11 protein-coding genes are annotated in these 13,731 nt (G+C 72.8%); 2 read left to right on the top strand and 9 right to left on the bottom strand.

Annotated elements, in window-relative coordinates:
• The first annotated feature begins 9 nt into the window (after positions 1-9).
• Positions 10-222: a hypothetical protein gene (locus ABD401_RS03025; RefSeq protein ID WP_344601445.1), complete on the top strand. Its 213-nt coding sequence runs from the start codon at positions 10-12 to the stop codon at positions 220-222.
• A 73-nt stretch (positions 223-295) separates the two neighbouring features.
• On the opposite strand, the gene deoC is transcribed toward ABD401_RS03025, so the two are convergent.
• Genes deoC through ABD401_RS02990 form a run of 7 tightly spaced genes read right to left on the bottom strand, consistent with a single transcriptional unit; the run spans position 296 to position 8,632 of the window.
• Complete coding sequence (gene deoC / locus ABD401_RS03020) at positions 296-1,057, bottom strand: deoxyribose-phosphate aldolase (protein ID WP_344601443.1); 762 nt, start codon at positions 1,055-1,057, stop codon at positions 296-298.
• Positions 1,058-1,067: 10 nt separating this feature from the next.
• Entirely contained in the window at positions 1,068-2,249 is a 1,182-nt protein-coding gene (locus ABD401_RS03015; protein WP_344601441.1) for an osmoprotectant NAGGN system M42 family peptidase, read from the bottom strand.
• Positions 2,246-4,009 (bottom strand): N-acetylglutaminylglutamine synthetase, encoded by a 1,764-nt coding sequence (gene ngg / locus ABD401_RS03010; RefSeq protein ID WP_344601439.1) that lies wholly within the window; start codon positions 4,007-4,009, stop codon positions 2,246-2,248. Before ngg ends, ABD401_RS03015 begins: the two co-directional genes overlap by 4 nt.
• Positions 4,010-4,027: 18 nt before the next feature.
• Positions 4,028-5,806, bottom strand: coding sequence for an N-acetylglutaminylglutamine amidotransferase (locus ABD401_RS03005; protein WP_344601437.1), 1,779 nt, complete (start codon positions 5,804-5,806; stop codon positions 4,028-4,030).
• Between the two features lie 10 nt (positions 5,807-5,816).
• Complete coding sequence (locus tag ABD401_RS03000; protein ID WP_344601435.1) at positions 5,817-7,331, bottom strand: phospho-sugar mutase; 1,515 nt, start codon at positions 7,329-7,331, stop codon at positions 5,817-5,819.
• A gap of 7 nt (positions 7,332-7,338) precedes the next feature.
• On the bottom strand, positions 7,339-8,151 hold the full coding sequence (locus ABD401_RS02995; RefSeq protein ID WP_344601433.1) for a purine-nucleoside phosphorylase: 813 nt from the start codon (positions 8,149-8,151) through the stop codon (positions 7,339-7,341).
• 31 nt (positions 8,152-8,182) lie between these two features.
• Positions 8,183-8,632 carry a gamma-glutamylcyclotransferase family protein gene (locus ABD401_RS02990; protein WP_019875657.1) on the bottom strand — a complete coding sequence of 150 codons (450 nt, stop codon included), beginning with the start codon at positions 8,630-8,632 and terminating at the stop codon, positions 8,183-8,185.
• Between the two features lie 117 nt (positions 8,633-8,749).
• Here ABD401_RS02990 and ABD401_RS02985 point away from each other — a divergent pair, with 117 nt between their 5' ends.
• A complete protein-coding gene (locus ABD401_RS02985) occupies positions 8,750-10,147 on the top strand; it encodes an NAD(P)H-quinone dehydrogenase (RefSeq protein WP_344601430.1) in 1,398 nt (465 codons plus the stop codon).
• 33 nt (positions 10,148-10,180) lie between these two features.
• Here ABD401_RS02985 and ABD401_RS02980 read toward each other — a convergent pair whose 3' ends face one another.
• Together ABD401_RS02980 and ABD401_RS02975 are read right to left on the bottom strand one after the other, a co-directional pair.
• Positions 10,181-11,698: a DEAD/DEAH box helicase gene (locus tag ABD401_RS02980; protein WP_344601428.1), complete on the bottom strand. Its 1,518-nt coding sequence runs from the start codon at positions 11,696-11,698 to the stop codon at positions 10,181-10,183.
• A gap of 260 nt (positions 11,699-11,958) precedes the next feature.
• A complete protein-coding gene (locus ABD401_RS02975) occupies positions 11,959-13,512 on the bottom strand; it encodes an HNH endonuclease signature motif containing protein (protein ID WP_344601483.1) in 1,554 nt (517 codons plus the stop codon).
• Positions 13,513-13,731 lie beyond the last annotated feature (219 nt).

Below are 13,731 nucleotides of genomic sequence, written 5' to 3'. Positions count from 1 at the left end.
GAGGCCCCCATGGGCGAGCCGCGGAAGATGCCGGGTGGTGACCTGATCCGCAGGGCCACCCGCGTGACCACCGGTACCGCTGTCGCCGCGACCGAGGTGCTCTCGATGTCGCTGTCGATGACCGGCCGCCTCGTCCGCAAGGTCGTCCCCCGCCGCGACGACTCCGGTGCCCCCGGCGGCTCAGGCGGCCCCGCCGGCCCGGGCGACGCCCCCTCCCGCTGACCTCTGTCAAAAAAGGGTGACACCCCTTACTGCGCAGTAAGGGGTGTCACCCTTTCTTGACAACGTTGCGGCGTCAGGGGCGCAGGGCGGTGACGAGGGCGTCGACGAGGGCGGAGGCGCCGATCCGGAACGTCGCAGGGGTCGCGGGGGCGCCGAGGGCGGCCTCGGCCTGCTCCAGGTAGGCGAGGGCGTCCGCGGGGGTTCGGACGCCGCCGGAGACCTTGACGCCGACGCGGCGGCCGCGGCGGACGGCGTACTCGCTCGCGGCGGCCCAGAGGATCCCGGCGGCCTCGGGGGAGGCGCCCGGGTGGCCCTTGCCGGTCGAGGTCTTCAGCAGGTCGGCGCCGGCGTCGAGCGCGAGGTCGGCGGCCCGGCGGATGCGCTCGGGGTCGCCGAGGGCGCCGGTCTCCAGGATCACCTTGAGCCGGACGCCGGGGGACGCCGCGCGCACGGCCGCCACCTCGTCGAACAGCGCCTGCTCGGCGCCGCGCGCGAAGGCGACGTGGTCGACGACGAGGTCGATCTCCGTGGCGCCGTCGGCGATCGCCCGCTCGGTCTCGGCGACCTTCTCGGCCACCGTCGCAACCCCCGAGGGGAAGTTGCCGGCGACGCTCGCCACCGCGATCGACGTCCCGGCGACCTCGGCGGCCGCGACCTTCACCAGCCACGGGTACACGCAGACCGCGGCCACCGGCGGGACGCCGGGGTCCGTGGGGTCCGGCCGGCGCGCGCGGGCGCACAGGGCCGCGATCGTCTCCGGGGTGTCGCTGAGCTCGAGGCTCGTGAGGTCGGTCAGGGTCAGCAGCTGGACGAGGCGCTCGCGGGTTCCGGACACCCGACGGATCCTAGGCCTGACCGCTCGACTCGACCGTCTGCTGCGCGGGGGCGGGCTGCTCCTCGCTCGGGAAGTCCTCGAGCGTGCCGAGGCGGGTGGTGTCCCAGTCGGCGAAGGTCAGGTCGGACTGCAGGTAGAGCGCGGTCAGTTCGGCGACGCTGCGGATCGCGCTCATCGTCGTCCGCTCGTGGCCGTGGGTCGCGTCCGTGCCGAACCCGATCAGCGCCGCACGCATCTCCGCCCCGGCCTCGATGGCCGCGGCGACGTCCGAGCGGTAGTGGTGGAAGACGTCGCGCCGGTGCTCGAGACCGTGCTCGGCGCACACGGCGAGCAGTTTGCGCGTCAGGTGGAAGTCGAACGGGCCGGTCATGTCCTGCATCGCGACGGTGACGCCGGTCTCGACCGACTCCTGGACCGGGGCGACGACGGCCGAGTCGATCGACACCATCTCGGCGACGTCAGCGTGCAGGCCGTGGCTCGCGCCGTGGCCGACCTCCTCGGCGATGGTGATGAGCAACCGTGCGGTGACGGGGATGTCGACCTTCGCGTCGCGGACGGCCTTGAACGCCGCCAGCGCCGCGGCGACGCCGGCCTTGTCGTCGAGGTGACGGGATTTCACGTAACCGTTGGGCGTGATCTCCGGCAGGGCGTGGTGCGCGACGAAGTCGCCCACCTGGATGCCGAGCTCCGCGAGGTCCGCGGCGGAGTACACCGGCTCGTCGACACGAACCTCGACGTGGTCCCAGCCCACGCCCTGGGTGTCGACCTCGTCGTCGTAGGCGTGCCCGCTCGCCTTGAGCGGCAGGACCGTGCCCGAGTAGGACACCTGCGGGTCGTCGGTGAAGATCGTGACCCGCGCGCCCTCGGAGAACCGCGCGCTGTGCGTGCCGATCGGCACGACCTGCAGGCGCCCGTTCGCCTTGAGGCGACGCACCGCCATCCCGATCGTGTCGGAGTGCACCACGACCGCGCGCGAGGGCGAGTGCCGCTGGCCCCGCAGCGTCGCGAGCAGGGCACCACGACGGGTGAGCTCGAACGGGATGTCGAGATCGGTGAGCACCTCGCCCAGGCAGTGCATGATCTGGTCGGTCCGCCCGGTCGGGCTGGGGATCAGCAGGAGCTTGAGCAGCAGCTCCCGCATCCACTCCTCGTCGATCGGCAGCATCTTGGGCGTCGGTACGGACGCCGTCATGCGTCGCTCCGCGCGGCCGTCGGCACCCACGGGCCCGGGAGCGGGCGCGTGGCCGGGAACAGCAGGTCGATGAACCGCTGGGCGGTCGGCTGAGGCTCGTGGTTGGCGAGCCCGGGCCGTTCGTTGGCCTCGATCACGTGGTAGTCCGGTTCGTCGACGGCAGGAACCATGAAGTCCATGCCTACCACGGGGATGTCGAGGGCCTGGCTCGCGAGCACGGCGGCGGCGGCGAGTTCCGGGTGCAGTTGCGCGGTGACGTCGTGGATCGTGCCGCCGGTGTGCAGGTTCGCCGTCCGCCGGACCTGGAGCTCGACGTCGACCGGCAGGACGTCGTCGAGGTCGTAGCCGGCCTCGCGCACGATCTCGACCGTGGTGTCGTCGATCGGGATGCGGGACTCGCCACCGGTCGCGGCCGAGCGCCGCCGGCTCTGCGCCGCGATGAGCGAACGGATTGTGTGCTCACCGGTGCCGATCACCGCGGCCGGCTTGCGGATCGCCGCAGCGACCACCTCGTGGTCGATGACGAGCACCCGCAGGTCCTGACCGGTGACCTGCTCCTCGAGCAGGACCTCGTTGCTGATGCGTCGCGCGGCCGCGACCGCGCGCTCGAGCTCGGCCGGGTCGGTGACGCCGACCGTGATGCCCTGCCCCTGCTCGCCGCGGGCGGGCTTGACGACGACGGCACCGACCTCGGCGAGGAACTCCGCGTCGGCGGGTGAGCCGTCCGCCGCGCGACCGCGGGGGACCGACAGACCGGCCTGCGCGAGCACCCGACGGGTCACCCGCTTGTCGTCGCAGCGGCTCATCGCGACCGCGGTCGTCAGCTCGGACAGCGACTCGCGGGTGACGACCTTGCGGCCGCCGTGCGTCAGGCGCAGTTCGCCCCACGCCGGGTCGAGCACCTCGACGTGGATGCCGCGGCGGATCGCCTCGTCGGCGACGATGCGCGCGTACGGATTGAGCTGCGCGAGGTCCTCGGCGGGGCTGGAGGCGAACAACCGCTCGTTGATGGGGTTCTTCCGCTTGACGCAGAAGACCGGGTGCCGGACGAAGCCGAGCTTCTCGTAGAGCCGGATCGCGGGCGAGTTGTCGTGGAGGACCGAGAGGTCCACGTAGGCCGCGCCGGCGTCGGAGAGCCGCCCGGCCAGCGTGAGCACGAGTGCCTCGCCGACGCCGGGTCGCGCACACTGCGGGTCGACGGCCAGGCACCACAGGCTCGACCCGTGCTCGGGGTCGCCGAACGCCATACGGTGATCGACGCCGGTCACGGTGCCGACGATGGCCCCGGGCTCGCCGCTCGAGCTGACCTCCTCGGCGACGAGGTAGTGGAACGCCTCGTCCTCGGCGTTGGCGAGCAGGGTGGCCGGCGGGGCGGTGAGCATGCCGCACGACGCGTACAGCCGGTTGACGGCCTCCGTGTCGGCCCGGCTCTGCAGCGTCCGGACGCGCACGAACGCGTCCGTCGGCGGCTCCGGGTGGTGGCCGGACAGGTAGAGCCGGTACGTCACCGACGGGTCGATGAAGAGCTCGAACGGCGCCATGCTGACGAGCACCTGAGGCTCCGTCACGTACATGCAGATGTCGCGGCGGCCGCTCGTCTCCTCCGCCAGGACACTCAGCAGGTGTTCGTGGTCGGCGAAGGTCTGACCCAGAATCAGCCGGCCCCACCCCAGGTCCAGCGCAACGTCCGTCTTGGCGTCGGGCGAGCGCCAGGACTGCGCCTGCCACCACTCCCGACGTTGACCGATGGAGGTCGTCATGTCGTTGTTCCCCCAGACTTACAGGCCGTGGCCCTGGAGCCACAGCTCGAGGAGCCCCAGCTGCCACAGCGGATTACCGCGCAGCGGCGTGAGATTGCCGTTCGGGTCGGCGAGCAGTCGGGACACCTCCGATTCGGCGAACAGTCCGCGCTGCCGGGCGGCCGGCGCGTGGAGGGCGTCCCGCACGAGGTCCAGGTACGGGCCCTGCAGGTGCTTGAGCGCGGGCACCGGGAAGTAGCCCTTCGGGCGGTCGATGACCGCGTCCGGGATGACCCGGCGACCGGCCTCCTTCAGCACACCCTTGCCCTCCTGCGCGAGCTTGAGCTCGGGTGGGCAGGCGGCGGCGAGCTCCACGAGCTCGTGGTCGAGGAACGGGACCCGGGCCTCCAGGCCCCACGCCATCGTCATGTTGTCGACGCGCTTGACGGGGTCATCGACGAGCATGATCTGCGAGTCGATGCGCAGCGCCTTGTCGACGGCGGTCTCGGCGCCGGGGGAGCGGAAGTGGGCCGCGACGAACTCGGTGCTGACGTCGCGGTCGAGGCGGTAAGCCGGCGACAGCGCCGCGTTGCGGGCGGCCAGGTCGCGGTCGAAGAACGCCCGCGCGTACGTGCCGAGCTCGTCGTTCCCGGCGGTGCGCATCGGCGGGTACCAGTGGTAGCCGGCGAAGACCTCGTCCGCGCCCTGGCCGGACTGGACGACCTTGACGTGCTTCGCGACCTCCTCGGAGAGGAGGAAGAACGCCACCGCGTCGTGACTGACCATCGGTTCGCTCATTGCCGCGATGGCCCGCGGCAGCGCGGGCAGCATGCGTTCGGTGGCGACGCGGATCTGGTGGTGGTCGGTGCCGAACTCGCGGGCGATGACGTCGGAGTACTTGAACTCGTCGCCCTCCTCGCCGCCGGCCGCCTCGAACCCGATGCTGAACGTGGCGAGGCCGCGCTGGCCCTCCTCCGCCAGCAGGCCGACCACGAGGCTGGAGTCCAGACCACCGGAGAGCAGCACACCGACGGGTACGTCGGCGACGAGCCGCCGGCGCACCGAGACGCGCAGGGCTTCGAGGACCGCGTCCTCCCAGTCGCGCGCGCTCCAGTGGGCCTGCTCGGGGTTCCGCTCGAACGACGGGCGCCAGTACTCGCGCTGGTTCCGGCGGCCGTCGGGCTCGATCGTCAGCATCGTCGCCGGCGGGAGCTTCGAGACGCCGGCGAGGATCGTCCGCGGCGGCGGCACGATCGAATGGAACGTCAGATAGTGGTGCAGTGCCACGGGGTCGATGTCGGTGTTCACCCCGCCGCCGGCGAGCAGAGCCGGCAGGGTGGAGGCGAACCGCAGGCGGCCCGGCCGCTCGGTGAGGTAGAGCGGCTTGATGCCCAGCCGGTCCCGCGCGAGCAGGACGCGACCGCTGTCGCGCTCGACGATGCAGATCGCGAACATGCCCATCAGGTGGTCGACGAAGTCGTCGCCCCACTGGCGGTAGGCCTTCGCGATGACCTCGGTGTCCGAGGTCGAGAAGAAGCGGTAGCCGGCCTGCTGCAGCTCGGCCCGCAGCTCCGGGTAGTTGTAGATGCAGCCGTTGAACGCGACCGTCAGGCCGAGCTCGGGATCCACCATCGGCTGCGCACCGGCCTCGGAGAGGTCGATGATCTGCAGTCGGCGATGACCGAGGGCGATACGTCCGTTGGACCAGACGCCACCGCCGTCGGGGCCACGGTCGGACATCGTCGCCGCCATCGTGGCCACGGCGGCTACGTCGGGGGAGTCGTCTTTCAGGCAGAGTTCACCGGCAAATCCACACACGCCAGGGAACCTACCCGCGTTCGGACCCCCTCATCCCGAGAAGAACGTTGCACAACTCACGGCCCGCGAGCTCGAGTTGCGCTGTGAGAGCTGCACGTTCGTGGTTCGGGTCCGCGGGTGCGGATTCACCGGAAACGTACAGGTAGAGCTTGAGTTTCGGCTCGGTTCCACTCGGTCGGACCACCGCGGTGATCGCCCCCGCGGTCACCCGGACGCCGGCCGTCGGGGGCAGGTCGGTGCTCGGGGCGCTGAGGTCCTCGACGTGGTCGACCGGGGTTCCCGCCAGGTGCGGTGGGGGCGCGTCCAGCAGGCGCCGCAGGACCGTGCTCGCCAGTGCGGGGTCCTCGATGCGGATCGAGCGAGGCGCGGACACGTGCACGCCGTAACGCTCCGTCAGCGCGTCGAGACGCTCGCGCAGAGGTACCGAGGTCGCCATCTCCGCGATCACCAGGGCGGCGGTGATCCCGTCCTTGTCCCGGACCGCGTCGGGGTCCACGCAGTAGCCGAGCGCCTCCTCGTAGGCGTAGGCGACGCCGGGCGCGCGGGCCAGCCACTTGAACCCGGTCAGCGTGCGGACGCAGCGCCGGCCGTGCGCGGCGGCGACGCGGTCGAGCAGCGGGGAGGAGACGATCGTGGTCGCGAGGACGCCGTCGGCGCCGATCCGGCCGGAGGTCAGCAGGTGCTCGGCGAGCAGCGCCCCGACCTCGTCGCCGCTGAGCGCGCGGTACCCGTCGCCGGCGCGGATCATCACCGCGCACCGGTCGCCGTCCGGGTCGTGGGCGAGGACGAGGTCGGCGTCGGCCCGCGCCGCCGTGCGGGCGGCCAGGTCGAGGGCTCCCGGCTCCTCCGGGTTGGGGAAGGCCACGGTCGGGAAGTCGGGGTCCGGCGCGGCCTGCTCGGCCACCTCGGCGTACGGGGAGAACCCCGCGAGCTCCCAGGCCCGGCGGAACGTCTCGCCGGCGACGCCGTGCAGCGGGGTGTAGGCGACGCGCAGCGCGTCCCGCCGCGCAGCGGCCGGCACCAGCGTCGCCGCGCGGGCGAGGTAGGCATCGACGACGTCCTCGCCGACGAACTCGGCCCCGGCCTCGGTGCGCGGGACCGCGGCCGGTGCCGCCGCCATCGCCGCCTCCATCGCCGCGTCGGCCGGTGGCGCGATCTGCGACCCGTCGGCGAGGTAGACCTTGTAGCCGTTGTCGGACGCCGGGTTGTGGGAGGCCGTGATCATCACCCCGGCCGCGGCCGCGAGATGCCGCACCGCGAACGCCAGCACCGGGGTGGGGAGCTCGCGGGGCATCAGCAACGCTCGCCGGCCGGCGGCCCGCAGGACCGCGGCGGCCTCGGTGGCGAAGCGCGCCGAACCGTGCCGGGCGTCGAAGCCGACGACGACCGGCCCAGCGATCTGATTCTGTGTCAGGTATGTGGCGAGGCCGTAGCTGGCCCGGGCGACCAGGGCGGTGTTGAACTGCCCCGGGCCGTCGCCCATCGTCGCGCGCAGACCGGCGGTGCCGAACCGGACGTCGGACATCGCCGGGCTACGCGGGCCAGGTCGTGAGGATCTCGGCGAGCAGGGCCCCGAGTTCCTCCGCCGCCGCGCGCCCGGTCGCGAGGACGTCGTCGTGGTCCAGCGCCGTGCCGATCCCCGCTGCCGGATTCGTCACCAGCGACAGGCCGAGCACCTCGAGACCGGCCTCGCGGGCGGCGATCGTCTCCAGCGCCGTCGACATCCCGACCAGGTCCGCCCCGAGCAGGCCGGCCATGCGCACCTCGGCGGGCGTCTCGTACTGCGGGCCGGTGAACTGCGCGTAGACGCCTTCCGGCAGCGTCGGCCGGACCGCGCGGGCGTGGGCGCGCAGCGCGGGGGAGTAGGCGTCGGTCAGGTCGACGAACCGCGCTCCCTGCAGCGGGGTGGCGCCGGTGAGATTGAGGTGGTCGGCGATCAGCACCGGCGTCCCCGAGGGCCACTCCGGGCGCAGGCCGCCGGCGGCGTTGGTGAGCACGACCGCGCGGGCCCCCGCCGCGGCCGCCGTCCGGACGCCGTGCACGACCGCCACCGGGTCGCGGTGCTCGTAGAAGTGGGTGCGCCCGGCGAGGACGAGGACCCGGCGGGGCCCGGCGTCGAGGACGTGGACCCGGCCCGCGTGCCCGGCCGCCGTGGGCGCGGCGAATCCCGCGAGGTCGGACATGGGGATCCCGTCGGTGTCGCCGCCGAGGGCGGGCACGACGCCGTTCCAGCCCGAGCCGAGGACGACGGCGAGGTCGACGGGGCCGGTCCGGGCGCGCAGCTGCTCCGCCGCCGTCGCGGCGAGCGCGTAGGGATCGGCCTCACGGTCCGAGGCATGGCTCACGGCTGGGTTCACGGGTGGGCTCAGCCTGGGCTCACGGGTCGGAGCGGCAGGGCCGTTCGCGGAGCCACTTCACGTAGTCGTCGGGGGCGCCGGCCCGCTCGGCCGCGTCCGCGATGTGGCCGATCAGGCGGGCCGAGGGCAGGCCGCCCTCGTAGCCGTCGACGACGTAGATCCAGGCCAGCTCGTCGCCGTCCATCGTGGCGACCCGGACGCGGATCTTCCGGTAGAAGCCGATCGCGGTGCCCTCCCAGCCGTCGAGCTCCTGCTCGTCCGCGGGGGTGACGTCGTACAGCGCGACAAAGACCTGGTGCCCGGGGTCCTCGACGACCGTCGTGCGGGCGCCGTCGCCGGGCAGCTCCTCGCCGCCGAAGGTCAGGCGCCAGTTGACCAGCCAACCGGTACCCCGCTGCGGCGAGTGCGGTGCGATGAGCGCCATCAACGCCGGGTCGAGGTTCTTGCCGTAGGCGGCGTACAGGGCCATGGGTGGTCAGCTTAGGGCGACGCGACTCCGCTTTCCGGCAGGTCGGGGCGCAAGTCACAACGGGTCGGCGGGGCGCGGGTTCGGGTCGGGGCGCCGCGCGGGGGAGAATGAAGCCCTATGACACGCATCGTGGTGCTCGGCGGCGGTCCCGGCGGATACGAGGCGGCCCTCGTGGCCGCGCAGCTCGGAGCCGAGATCACGGTCGTCGACTCCGACGGGATCGGCGGGTCGGCGGTCCTCACCGACTGCGTCCCGTCCAAGACGCTGATCGCCACCGCCGAGGCCGCCTGGAACGCCGCGGAGTCCCGCCGCCTGGGCGTCAAGGTTCGCTCCTCCGGCGAGGAGTTGGGCCCGTCGGCCTTCGGCGTCGACCTCTCGCGCGTGAACAACCGCGTCAAGGCGCTCGCGCAGGCGCAGTCCGTCGACATCCACAACCGGCTGGTCACGGCCGGGGTGCGGGTGCTGTCCGGCCGGGGCCGGCTGCTCTCGCCCGACGCCGTCCTCGCCGAGTGCCACGACGGCTCCGAGGAGGAGCTGCCCGCCGACGCGATCCTCGTCGCCACCGGTGCGCGGCCGCGCGTCCTCCCGGACGCGATGCCCGACGGCGAGCGCATCCTGACCTGGACCCAGGTCTACGGCCTCTCCGAGATGCCCGAGCACCTGATCGTGGTCGGGTCCGGCGTCACCGGCGCCGAGTTCGCGAGCGCGTACAACTTCGGCACGAACGTCACGCTGGTGTCCTCACGCGACCGGGTGCTCCCGGGTGAGGACGCGGACGCCGCGAGCGTCCTGGAGAACGCGTTCCGCCGGCGCGGCATGAACATCCGCAGCCAGTCGCGCGCCAAGCGGGTGACCCGCGAGGGCGACGTCGTCCACGTCGAGCTCTCCGACGGTGAGGTGCTCACCGGCTCGCACGTGCTCATGGCCGTCGGGTCCGTGCCCAACACCGAGTACATCGGGCTGGAGGAGGCGGGCGTGCGCCTCAACTCCGGGGGTTTCGTCGAGGTCGACCGCGTCTCGCGGACCTCGGTGCGGGGCATCTACGCCGCGGGTGACTGCACGGGTGTGCTCATGCTGGCGTCGGTCGCGGCGCACCAGGGCCGCATCGCGATGCAGCACGCGCTCGGTGACGCGGTCCGCCCGCTGAACCTCAACGCCGTCGCGGCGAACGTGTTCACCGAGCCCGAGATCGCGACCGTCGGGGTCTCGCAGGACGACGTCGACCGCGGCGAGGTCGCGGCGCGCGCCGTGATGCTGCCGCTGAGCACGAACGCACGGGCCAAGATGCAGGGCGTCCGCGACGGCTTCGTGAAGCTGTTCTGCCTGCCGGGGACCGGAATCATCATCGGCGGCGTCGTCGTCGCGCCCCGGGCGAGCGAACTGATCTTCCCGGTCGCGCTGGCGGTCGACGCTCAGCTCTCCGCCGACCAGATCGCCCACGCGTTCACGGTCTACCCGTCGATGACGGGCTCGATCGCCGAGGCTGGGCGGCTGTTGCACCTGCCGCCCAGCTGACCTCGGCGATCGTGTTGCTCGTGCGCCGGGGGCTCAGCCCGCGGCGCGCATCGGCCGCCGGGGGCGACCGGTCGTACGGCGCGGCGGACGACCGCCACTCCGCGGCGAGCTCTTCGGCTTCTCCGGCGGCACCAGGGTGACGACGGGGATCGGGGTGCCCGACGTCCCGATCGCGACCACCTCGGGGTGACCCGGCGTCACGTCGTGACGGGTCGCGGCGATGCCGGCCTTGCGGTGCAGGTTCTCCACCTCGCGGCGCTGCGAACGCTCGACGAGGGAGAGCACGGTGCCGGTCGTCCCGGCGCGCGCGGTGCGGCCCGAGCGGTGCAGGTACGCCTTGTCGTCGACGGGCGGGTCGAAGTGCACGACGAGGTCCACGTCGTCGACGTGGATGCCGCGCGCGGCGACGTCGGTGGCGACGAGAACCCGGCGCGAACCGTTGGCGAAGGCGTCGAGCGCCCGCTGCCGCTGGTTCTGGTTGAGGTTGCCGTGGATCGCGCCGGCGGCGACGCCCTCGGCCTCGAGCTGACGGGCGAGTCGGTCCGCGCCGTGCTTGGTGCGGACGAAGAACAGCGTCCGCGCCGGGCGGGCCGCGATCTCCGCCGCGATCTTGACCTTGTCCTCGGAGTTCAGGTTGAACACGAGGTGGTCCATCGTCTCGACCGGCGAGCTCGCCGACGCGACCGCGTGCACGGCCGGGTCCGGCAGGTACTCGCGGACGAGTCGGCCGACGGCCTTGTCCAGCGTCGCCGAGAAGAGCAGGCGCTGCCCGCCTTCCGGCGTCAGGCCGAGGATGCGGCGGACGTCGGGCAGGAAGCCCATGTCGGCCATGTGGTCGGCCTCGTCGAGCACCGTGATCTCGATGTCGCCGAGGGAGACCGCGCGACGCTCGACGAGGTCGAGCAACCGGCCCGGCGTCGCGACGACGACGTCGACACCGCCGCGCAGCGTTGCGATCTGACGGCTGATCGGGGCGCCGCCGTAGACCATCGCGACGCTGAGGTCGACGGTGTGGCCGAAGGCGACGAGGTTGTCCGCGACCTGGCGCGCGAGCTCACGCGTCGGGACGAGGACGAGGCCGCGCGGGGTGCGGCCCTTGCGGGAACGGTTCGGCGACGCGGTCGCCGCGAGGCGCGCCAGCATCGGCAGACCGAAGGCGAGGGTCTTGCCCGAGCCGGTCGCGGCCCGGCCGAGGACGTCACGACCGGCGAGCGCGTCCGGCAGGGCGCGGGACTGGATCGCGAACGGGGCGTCGATGCCGCGGCGGCTCAGGGCGAGCACCATCGGCTTCGGGAGCCCGAGCTCGGCGAACGTGCGGGTAGGGGGCTCGGGCGCGGCGAGCGCCTCGTCGAGCTTGATGTCGAGGTCCGACTTCACCGGCGCGGGCGCCGGCCGCGGAGTCCGCGGGGAGCTGTTGCGGGGCTTCTGGCCGCGCGAGTCGCCGTTGCGGGAGTCGCTACGGGGCTTGCCGTACGAGGTGCTGCCGTGGGCGGCGGTGCGGGCGTGCGGGGCGCGCCGGGGCGCGCGGGAATTCGAGGCGTGCTGTGACAAGGGTGAGAACTCTCCGTTCGAGCCCAACGGGCCCGTTTCGGCCACGAGGCACGCTCGAGGCACTCCGGAGAACGGGGAACCACACGTGCCGAGCTTTCGCTGCTCGCGGCGGCGGGCGGCTCGCCCGCGTAAGACATCGGCGACGAAATGCAACCGACCTGAGCTCAGCTTACCAGTGGAAAGGTCCGCCCCCGACCGGATCGGGGTGCCCCTGGTCACCTCAGGACCGGGAATGGCCGCCCTTGTCCGCCCCGGGAGCCTCAGGCGGCTGGCTCGTCGGGTGCGGGGCGGGGTTGTGGTCGTTCTCGGGGTTCCCCCGGCCGGTCGGATTCGATCAGGGGTGGGATTTCGACGTCGTAGACGGCGCCGAGGCGGGTGATCCACCGGACACGATCGTGGCCGAGCCGGATGAGTTGCCAGCCGCCTTTGGTTTTGAGGTCGTGGTCGTGCTCGCACAGGGGCCCGAGGTTGCCGGCGAGGGTGAGTCCGCCGCGGGCGTGGTCGAGGGTGTGGTCGATCTCCGCGCGGGTGGCGGGGAGCTGGCACCCGGGGCCTTGGCAGGTGGTCATCCGCAGCTGGGTGTCCCGGCGTAGTCCTGGGCGGGGGAAGCGACGCCGGGCGTCCTCGGCCGCGGTCTCCTCGTCCTCGGCGGGCGCGGTGGCGGCCTGGTCGGCGATGTCCTCCAGCACCGGCCACCACGGCGTCAGTGCCGGGCTGGTGAGCGTGCCGTCGAGCAGGGCCTGCAGCAGGTCGGTGGGGATGAGGAGGTCGACGATGCCGTGGTCGCTCGCCCGGCGCCGTTCCCAGTCGACCGGCCGCGCGGTGACCAGTCCGGAGGAGATGGCGTAGCCGTCGGGGCCGGTGACGGCGAACCGCCACTGCCCGGCTGACAGCTTTTCCGCCCACTCCCGCGCCAATTCGGCGTGGACCGGCCCCTGTCCGGCGAGTTCGGCGGGGTCGCGGTCCATCCCGAGCAGGGTGGAGACCTTCGCGGTCAGCTGCACCCCGCGGTGCGGGGACCGCGCCACCGGCGCCGGCTCGGGTTCAAGCGCCGCCTCCGGCTCGTGGGTCTCGTGCTCGGTGGGGCGGGTGGTGGCGAGGTGGGTGAGGATCTGGTCGTCGGTGAGGTCGGCGTAGGTGCCGTCCAGCAGGTTGAGCGCGATCTCCGAACGCAGGTGATCCAGCGGCCGCGGGTCACCGGCGCGTTTGGCGTCGTCAGCGAGTTTGCGGACCCGGGCGATGCCGGCGGCGACGTGGGCGGGGTCCTGGTTCTGCGCCGCGAGGGTGGCGGTGCCGTCCTCGTTGCGCCAGGAGATCACCCGACGATCCCGGTGGGACTCGGTGAACCGGCGCAGCGCCCAGTCCGGGTCCAACGAGATCCCGAGCTTGCGGCACCGCACCCCGATCTGCTCACTGGTCCACGGCCGGTCGGCGTCGATGGAGCAGTGCCCGAGGACCTCCTCGATGACCGTGCTCGCGTGCTCGTCGCTCATGTCCCGGGTCCAGAAGTGGATGACCTTCGCCCGCTCGATGCTCAGGTCCCCGGCGGCCATCGCGGCGTGCAACTGCGGGAAGCGGCGGGTCACGGCCCAGGCGAAGTCGAGCAGTTCGTTGGCCGTATACGCGGAGGTCCGCAGCGCGGTGCGGACCTCATCGGCGCCCCAGCGGTCCGGGGCGGGCAGGCGCACGATCTCGTCCTCGGAATCCAGCCCGCGGGATCCGACCTCGGCCACCAGGCCCAGCCAGACCGCGTGGGCGGCGTTGATCTGCCGCTGCGCCGCGCGCAGGACCGCGACCGACTCGGCCCCGGTCATCGACGCGCACTCGGCCTCGCTGGGCGTGATGCCCAGCGAGACCTGCCACGCACCCGGCGTGGGCTTGGCTGCTGTCGATGTCCCCGTCATCACTACCCAACGTAGAGGCCGCCACCGACAGTCTGATTTCGCCGGATCACCCGACCAGACAACACCTCTGACGCCACATCAGCACCATCGGTCCGCCGCCCGGTCAAGAAAGGGTGACACCCCTTACTG

Source organism: Sporichthya brevicatena (genome assembly GCF_039525035.1).
Classification (GTDB): domain Bacteria; phylum Actinomycetota; class Actinomycetes; order Sporichthyales; family Sporichthyaceae; genus Sporichthya; species Sporichthya brevicatena.
Note: the sequence above shows the minus strand (reverse complement) of the source record. Positions and strands in the feature narration are given on the sequence as shown.

What these genes read in the sequence shown, in the direction of transcription:
- ABD401_RS03025 (WP_344601445.1), top strand. Translation starts at nt 10, where the DNA reads ATGGGCGAGCCGCGGAAGATGCCGGGTGGTGACCTGATCCGCAGGGCC.
- ABD401_RS03015 (WP_344601441.1), bottom strand. Translation starts at nt 2,249, where the DNA reads ATGACGGCGTCCGTACCGACGCCCAAGATGCTGCCGATCGACGAGGAG.
- ngg (WP_344601439.1), bottom strand. Translation starts at nt 4,009, where the DNA reads ATGACGACCTCCATCGGTCAACGTCGGGAGTGGTGGCAGGCGCAGTCC.
- ABD401_RS03000 (WP_344601435.1), bottom strand. Translation starts at nt 7,331, where the DNA reads ATGTCCGACGTCCGGTTCGGCACCGCCGGTCTGCGCGCGACGATGGGC.
- ABD401_RS02990 (WP_019875657.1), bottom strand. Translation starts at nt 8,632, where the DNA reads ATGGCCCTGTACGCCGCCTACGGCAAGAACCTCGACCCGGCGTTGATG.
- ABD401_RS02985 (WP_344601430.1), top strand. Translation starts at nt 8,750, where the DNA reads ATGACACGCATCGTGGTGCTCGGCGGCGGTCCCGGCGGATACGAGGCG.
- ABD401_RS02975 (WP_344601483.1), bottom strand. Translation starts at nt 13,512, where the DNA reads ATGACCGGGGCCGAGTCGGTCGCGGTCCTGCGCGCGGCGCAGCGGCAG.